This window comes from Streptomyces sp. ADI95-17, assembly GCF_003846175.1.
In the GTDB taxonomy this organism is placed as follows: domain Bacteria; phylum Actinomycetota; class Actinomycetes; order Streptomycetales; family Streptomycetaceae; genus Streptomyces; species Streptomyces sanglieri.
On record NZ_ML123055.1, the window covers coordinates 179,293 to 185,795 of the forward strand.

General features: G+C 64.2%; 6 protein-coding genes and 1 pseudogene. 2 read left to right on the forward strand and 5 right to left on the reverse strand.

Features of this window, described 5'->3' with window-relative positions; all coding sequences use genetic code 11:
* Positions 1-219: 219 nt before the first annotated feature.
* The 3 genes and pseudogenes from EES42_RS42200 to EES42_RS42215 all read right to left on the reverse strand — a co-directional run.
* Positions 220-771: an MFS transporter gene (locus EES42_RS42200; RefSeq protein WP_206433904.1), complete on the reverse strand. Its 552-nt coding sequence runs from the start codon at positions 769-771 to the stop codon at positions 220-222.
* A gap of 1,236 nt (positions 772-2,007) precedes the next feature.
* Complete coding sequence (locus tag EES42_RS42210) at positions 2,008-2,589, reverse strand: hypothetical protein (protein WP_124723502.1); 582 nt, start codon at positions 2,587-2,589, stop codon at positions 2,008-2,010.
* A 216-nt stretch (positions 2,590-2,805) separates the two neighbouring features.
* A pseudogene (locus EES42_RS42215) lies at positions 2,806-3,008 on the reverse strand (IS5/IS1182 family transposase); the annotation flags it as partial.
* 96 nt (positions 3,009-3,104) lie between these two features.
* On the opposite strand from EES42_RS42215, the gene EES42_RS42220 reads away from it, so the two are divergent.
* Positions 3,105-3,518 (forward strand): hypothetical protein, encoded by a 414-nt coding sequence (locus tag EES42_RS42220; protein WP_124723503.1) that lies wholly within the window; start codon positions 3,105-3,107, stop codon positions 3,516-3,518.
* A gap of 250 nt (positions 3,519-3,768) precedes the next feature.
* Here EES42_RS42220 and EES42_RS42225 read toward each other — a convergent pair whose 3' ends face one another.
* Both EES42_RS42225 and EES42_RS42230 read right to left on the reverse strand, forming a co-directional pair.
* Complete coding sequence (locus EES42_RS42225; protein WP_124723504.1) at positions 3,769-5,094, reverse strand: magnesium and cobalt transport protein CorA; 1,326 nt, start codon at positions 5,092-5,094, stop codon at positions 3,769-3,771.
* A complete protein-coding gene (locus EES42_RS42230; protein ID WP_124723505.1) occupies positions 5,091-5,534 on the reverse strand; it encodes a hypothetical protein in 444 nt (147 codons plus the stop codon). Before EES42_RS42230 ends, EES42_RS42225 begins: the two co-directional genes overlap by 4 nt.
* A gap of 139 nt (positions 5,535-5,673) precedes the next feature.
* Between EES42_RS42230 and EES42_RS42235 the strand changes: the two genes are divergently transcribed.
* Positions 5,674-6,482 (forward strand): IS5 family transposase gene (locus EES42_RS42235; RefSeq protein WP_241196943.1). Its coding sequence is split into 2 segments (ribosomal slippage): positions 5,674-5,991 and positions 5,994-6,482, totalling 807 coding nucleotides; the frame shifts between segments, so codons are not numbered across the junction.
* The last annotated feature ends 21 nt before the right edge of the window (positions 6,483-6,503 follow it).

Below are 6,503 nucleotides of genomic sequence, written 5' to 3' on the forward strand. Positions count from 1 at the left end.
CTACCGCAGACTCGCCAAATGAGATGACTTCTTATGGGCGGGCGCCCTTGTTCGCCGAACTCGACAGACGCCTGTGAGCCCGAGGCACAGCGTGCTGGGGGCTTCCCGAGGGATGCGGCCCGGCCGTGCTCGACGCGGCGGCCCGGGGCCGGGCGTTCCGCGATTTCGCCGGCGCCGTCGAGGTGGCCCGATCGTTCTACCTCCCCGCCCGCACCGTGGTCACGGCCCCGTCGGCATCCAGGGTCTCCTCCGGTACGAGGCAGAGCCCCGGACCTGAGCGATGGCCAGCGGCACGACGGCGGCGGCCGTGATGATCAGGGCGCCCGTCGCCAAGGTCGTGCGGAGCCCGAACAGCTGGGCGGCGGGACCGGCAAAGAGATAGCCGAAGGGCACGGGCAGGATCTGTCCGAGCGTCGAGTAGGACAGGGTCCGGCTCAGCCGGTCCGCCGGAATCCTTTCCTGTACCAGCGAAGCCCACACTGTCATGCTGACCGCCAGCCCCGTGCCCGCCACCCCCGTGGCGACCACGAGCACGGGCAACGGCACGGCCGCCGCCATCGCCGCCAGCGGCACCGCCATCGACCCGGTGCCCGCGCAGACGACGACTCCGACCTGGCGCGGCTTCCACATCAGGGCGAGAGCCGCCCCGGCCACCAGCCCGGCGGTGAAGCCGGACACCACCACACCCCACGGGGCAGCGCCGCCGAGCACCTGCTTGCCGTACACCGGGCCGAGAAGCTGGTAGCCGACCAACCACACGGGAACGATCACGGCGGCCTGGCTGACCATCACCCACAGCCAGAAATCCCGGCAGCGAGACGCCACCGGGAAGACCCGTTTCGACGCTAGAGCAACCCGAAAATCGTCTGTCGCAGACGCACCAACACAGGGACCCAGCCTCAGGAAAAATCGCCGCACCACCGGCGCGGGCGGTCTCGGACCTCGTCGGCCTCGTCCCGTCGCCGGCATGGTCCTGATAGGTCTTGGTCAGCGCGTGGCGGCCTCGCGAACAGCCGGTCTCGGGGTGGCCTCAGGCCCGCCGCCCCTGACCTGCTCCGGGCCCACGCGGTGCATCGAAACGACTTCACGCTCCCGGCTCGGATGGCGGCGTCACAGGTTGCATGGCCGCTGGCGCCTGGCCAGCCGTCGGCGACTGGGACGGCCCTTGCTGTTCCACCAGGATCAGCGCGCTCGAGGGCACGGCGGCACGCAGTTCGTGCAGGACGACAAGCGCAGTATGCAGTCGTTCCGGACCTGCATAGGCGTCGTACGCGAGAACGAGACGGGCCCGGATCTCCAGGTTCTGCAGGCGTAGCGGCGGCGGAGGGTCGTCATATGGCGGGCGTCAGAGCGGAGGAAGGTCGAACCGGCCGCGAAGCCCGCCGACAGCAGCGCAAGGATGGCTGCGGGGACGCGGGCACTCGCAGAAGCCAGGCATGCGGCGCCATAGATGCCAGCCAGAACGGCAGCAGGAAAGCCGAGACTGAGATATACGGCGTGCCAGAGTTTGGCCCGCCCGCTGTGCCCGACGCGCGCCGATCTGTGCCTCAGCGATGATCTTCTCGACCTCGGCGCGTAGTGCGAGCAGTTGCGGGTCGCCGCCAGAGCTGGCGCCGGGAGCAGCTCCGGCGTTGCCATCGGTCACAAATCCCCCTGTCAAGTTTGGGAGTTGGACGTATCCAGGCACCGCATTGTACGAATGCGGTCAGAGCCTGCGACAGGGGCGATCCGTGTTACCGCCTGCCACGACCGCACTGCTCCCCATATTCGCAAGCAGTGCCCGGGCCTTCCCGACGATCAGAACCGTGGCGAAAAGGCCCCCCCAAGCGCGGGCCGGACTCGGTCCCGAGAGCCATGTCCGTAAAGGAGCCGTCCGTCGGGGGCTGAGCGAAAGAGAGTGGCCCGGCACCGCAGGGTGCCGGGCCGGGGATCTGCCGTTGGGGCCCCTGGTTTCTGCACCACACAGGAGCGGGAGTTTCACAGGTCACCCGGTGTGCTGGAAGCGGGTTACCACTGGCAGTGGACGTGGGTGTCGTGGTCCTTGTCACCCGGCCCGAGGACCAGCGTGGCGCCGAGCTTCCGGCAGGCATTCATGAGCCCGCGGTGATCGGCCCTCTTGCCCACATGGCGGCCGTTGATCCAGGTCACGTCGACCGCGCGGCCCGCGTAGTGCTTGGAGGTACGGCTGTGCCTTCCGCCGACGAACTCGGAGATCTCGAACTTGTAGTGGTACTGGGTGCCGAGCCTCAGGACACCGTTGAGCATCCGTGTGTCGAGCGCGACCCGCGCACCCTTCTTGTGGCCCCACGGGCTGGTCTTGGCCAGGCGCTCGTTGGAAACGTCGACCAGATTCTGCTGCGGGAGAGACGCCTTGTCGGTACCACTCACGTGCGCCTTGGCGTAGGTGATGCCCTTCGCGTTCAGGACGGAACGGGCCAGCCGGGCCGACTCGCTTGCCGGCTTCGCGGGTGCGTGGTGCCGGGCTGCTTGCCCGTGCCGCCCGGGAGAGGGATCCGCCGTCGCGGCCTGCCCAGCAGAAAGAGCGATGGCTGAGACCGTCACAGCGGCGCAGACAGCGAGACGATTCATGGATGGGTCCTCATTCCTCTGTGGGCGGTAGAACTGATCAAGAGGAAAGCAGGTGAGCCAGACGGTCTCTGGTCGTCTAGCGGGATTCCCACCTGATCGGGGTACATCTGCGTCAACATCCCGTCGCACACGGGAGGCCACCGCGCGTGAGCTGCTCGCCCAGGGCGGCCAGAGCGCGCCGATGCTGGCGGCCGCCGATTTGGAAACCCCGAACTACGGGGCGAGCTGCCTCAGCGTCAGGTTCGTGCGCCAGTAGGCCGTGACCAGCAGGACTCGGTCCTTCAGCGGCAGGCTCCATGGCCGGCCAGGTCGCACGGCGTCGGCTCCCTCGCGATGCAGCACCGTCATCAGTTCGCGGAAGTCGTGCGGGCTCAGCCCGGTGATCCAGACGACTCCGCCGCCTTGTTCACACCAGCCATGGTGAGATCGTCCCATCTTGATCAGGCGGGGGTGCCAGCCTCTGACGGGGCACATCTCGGTCGTCCGGACGGATTTGGCATGAGAGCCTCACGCCCGTGGCTACTGAAACTGAGGTGGGAGAGCTGTTGCACCAGCGTGGCTGGCGGACGGCATTCACGGTCACTGAGATGGTGAACGCATGGGCTGCCCTGGTGAGCGTCATCGAGCGCGGCTACGGCGACGACATCTACGAGTACACCAACGACCTCTACTGCCGAAACTGGCTGCACGAGGCATGGCTCCTGCTGGACGAACACGTCGTCCAGCTCTGGACTCCCCGAATCAAAGCTCTGGACGACCACTACAAAGCCGTGACCATCGACGACGACGGCCAAGCACTTGATCAGTTCCACAGGCTGCCCGGCCCCGACTTGTGGTGGTGGCGGCGTCATCCCCGCATCCTCACCGGAGACCTCGGGCGTTCGCTTCGCTCGGCCGGCGCCATCGGCGCCGACCCGGATACGGCATGACCCTCAGCCGCGTGGGATTACGGGACAGCCCTCAGAAAAGTGATATGTCCGGTGGCACGGTCGACGCATCCAGGATGAGTATTCGTTCTGATTCGTTGAATCATCTGGCGCGGTTACTGACGCGGGTTTTCCTTGGTGATTCTCCAGGCGCCGGACCGGGGTATTCAGCGTTCGGTCTTTCTCTGTTGGGCCTCATTCAAGGTCTCGTTCAGCATCTGAAGGATTCGTAGCGCGAATTCAGGGGCCCGAGCTAAGTAAGTGGGTAAGGGAAACGTCCTTGTCGTCGCGCCTTGTCCAGGATTACCCTATCCCGCTCATGCTTGGATGTCTTCCACCGTTTGGAATCCAGGTGGCTTTCTAGGTTTCTGATTCCCTCGAAGGTGAGATGCCAGGCGACTTCCTCTTTCAGTTCGCTCGGCACCTCGGAAAATCTCTCATATGCTTCACGATACGGCCACCCATGACTCTCTGCTGCCGCGTTGATCTCCCGTGCGACGCCGTGGGCCCACTGTGAATTCCATAATGCTGCAGCAAACTGTTGCGGAATGCGATCCATCAGCATTCTGCTGTCGACAGGTGAAGCGGCCAGCGCCTGAACGATGACTCGGTGAGCCAAAGGGGAACGAAACGGCCGTGACTGATCGGCTGCCATCATAGAGTAGATGCACTCGGGAAGAGCTTCTCCGATTTTGTGAAAAGTGGAGGCTAGCCCGTCAATCTCCATGTGTGGCATCAGGGTCACTCGCATTTCGGGGGGAATGGCAGCGTAAACGCTGGCGCCAAGGTCCGACGTAGTTGCGAATTCGGCCATGCGTCCACGGGTCATGGATCCTACGATCCCGCCAAGGTCAGGAGCATTCGTGCCGACCACTGAACAGATTTCTAGCAGGTCTTCCGAGGGGGCATTTGCTAGATGAACGGCCTTTTCCAGCAGGTTATTAGGCATGGTGTTGACCAAGGAAAGTCTTGCCGACTCGTCCATGCAAATCCAGATGGCCATGTCCCGGTCGCCAGCGGTTTCGAGGATCTGGGTGGCAATTGCCGGTGGTACCTGATTGAGAAATGTGGCGATGACAATGAGGGGCAGGCAGGCTGTGAAGTCTTTGAGGATTTCAGTTGCGAGTGACAGGCGCCCTTCTTGCTCGTCTAAGTCCCCGAGGAGCCGGCATGTCTGCTCAAGTGTCATTGCTGAGAGAAGATTTGACCTGAACGGTTCGTGACTGCCCAGTACGAGCGATCTGGCGGTATAGGAGTTCATCGCCAGGAGATTTTCAATGGCCAACTGCTCATCGATTTCGCTCAGCACCTGAATGGCGGTGGGTGTAGGCAGTTCCGAGATCCTTGCTGCGGCAGCAGAAACGGGCATTGAAGCCAATACGGCTGCGCGCTCGGTGCTGGGCATGGCAACGAGGCTTTCTACTGCCTGCTGGACGGGGATCGCAGCCAGGCGCCGGGCCGTTGAAACCGTCGTATCAGCGTCGCCGAGGAACATGTTTCCCTCGGCGACCTGATATACCCGACTTTCTCCGAGGGCTGTAATATCGACGCTGATATTACGCGAATCATCGGTGCTCATTTGTCCGAAATCCTCATCTCGCCCTGTCCGAGCTGATAAACCCTGGCGTTCCCGGAAGCTTTAGCACTCTGCCGTACATCGCCGTGGTAGGTCGTCCCCGGCGACTCCGCACCCTTGGCGACCTCGATGATGCGCTGCAGTTCAGCGGCGGCGCGTGCACACTCTTCATCACTGGCGGACTCAAACCAGACCTCGAGACGGGATTGCCACGTCCCTTCCTGCAGGGTGCGCACCCGCTCCAGCTGCTCCGGAGCGGCATTGGCAATCGCTGTTGCGGTCCTGTCCAGCCGTTCGAGCTCGGCCCCCGTGCTTTGCGCGTCGCCGCGTCCCATGAGAGCCGCGAGCCGCTGCTTGAATCCCGTCCAGGCATCGGTGCTAGCAGCCTGAACCACTGCAGTACCGCTGGCCGCAACCACCGCCGCAAGCGCTTCTGTGAGCATGTCTCTCCTTTGAACCATGCATTCAAGTAGCGGGATTCTACCGGCAGTTCGCGGTGAGTGCTTAGAGCTCGTAACACGATCTTGTTGAAGTGTGCTGGTGGGGCGTAACCGGTGTGACGATTCGGCCGTTCGTGAGGGTGTGGGTACTCGACCGTGGATCGTGGACGATGATTTGTGGGCTCTGATCGAGCCGTTGTTGCCGCCTTGGCCGGAACGAGCCCCGGGGCCAAGGCCGGTGTCGGACCGGCTCTGCCTCCAGGGCATTCTGTTCGTCCTCTACAACGACATAGCCTGGCAACTCCTGCCCCTGGAGCTGGGGTTCGGCTCGGGCCAGACGTGCTGGCGTCGCTTGGACCGGTGGCAGAGGGCAGGGGTGTTCGACCGGTTGCACCAGGTCCTGCTCGCCGAGCTGAACGCGGCCGGCGAGCTCGACTGGTCACGGGCTTGCGTGGACGGCTCCCACATCCGCGCGAAAAAGGGGGCGCCGACACCGGTCCGTCGCCGGTCGACCGGCGGAAAACGGGCAGCAAACACCACCTGATCTGCGACGGACGCGGCACCCCGCTCAAAGTCATCACCACCTCGGCCAACGTCAACGACGTCACCCAGACTCTCGCCCTGGTCGACGGCATCCCACCCGTCGCCGGCCGCCCCGGCCGGCCTCGCCGCAGGCCCGAAGCCCTGCTCGGCGACAAGGGCTACGACTCCAACGCCCACCGCGACGAGCTGCGTCGCCGACGGATCCTGCCCGTCATCTCCCGCAAGGGATCACCCAACATCAAGGGCATCGGCAAGCTCCGCTATGTCGTCGAGCAAACCTTCGCCCTGCTTCACCACTTCAAACGCCTCGCCGTCCGTTGGGAGCGCCGCACCGAACTCCACGACGCCTTCGTCTCCCTCGCCTGCAGCCTCATCTGCTGGAGACGCCTCAAGAGATCCCGCTCATGATCGTGTTACGAGCTCTTAGAC